We start from the raw sequence: 466 nt of genomic DNA, 5'->3' as shown, positions 1-466 counted from the left end.
GTACCAGCCGACGGCGCGCGCCAGGACGTCTTCGTCCACTCCTGCAGCCACGGGCCACTCGAGGCCGAGCGCCGGGATGCGCAGGATCCAGGCAATCTCGCCCGGGGCAGGTACCGGCTCCGCGGGGGGTCGGCCCTCCTCGGCGGATGGGACAGGGGTCGCGGTGGCCCATTGGTCGCGGAGTTGGGCGACGCTCTCGGCAGCCGCGCTTCGGGCCAGCCACGTGGTGCCGAAGACCTGCCAGCCGAGGAAGCCGCTCGCGGCGAGGGTCGCGGTGAGGAGGATGAGACCCAGGATGGCTGGGGGCGAGACTCCGCGCCGCCCGGCCGGGGCCTGTTGCGGCTCCACAGCTCGCGCCGGGGCGCTCACCGCTTCCCCGGGGGAGCCAGGAGCAGGGGCGCCGCGAGCCGGCTCCACGCCGTCGTCCGCGGCCCGCTTCGCTTCCATGCACTCCATTCTTCCCTAC

Annotated in this window: 1 protein-coding gene; it reads right to left on the bottom strand. The window is 74.5% G+C overall.

The features are described 5' to 3' along the window. Window positions 1–348: hypothetical protein (locus tag BJP32_RS17765; RefSeq protein WP_233126880.1), on the bottom strand; the 348-nt coding region annotated here is incomplete at its 3' end. Between the last annotated feature and the right edge of the window lie 118 nt (window positions 349–466).

Source organism: Brevundimonas sp. ZS04 (genome assembly GCF_001956865.1).
Classification (GTDB): domain Bacteria; phylum Pseudomonadota; class Alphaproteobacteria; order Caulobacterales; family Caulobacteraceae; genus Brevundimonas; species Brevundimonas diminuta.
The sequence above is the reverse complement of the archived record's forward strand: the minus strand, read 5'-3'. Positions and strand labels throughout refer to the sequence as shown.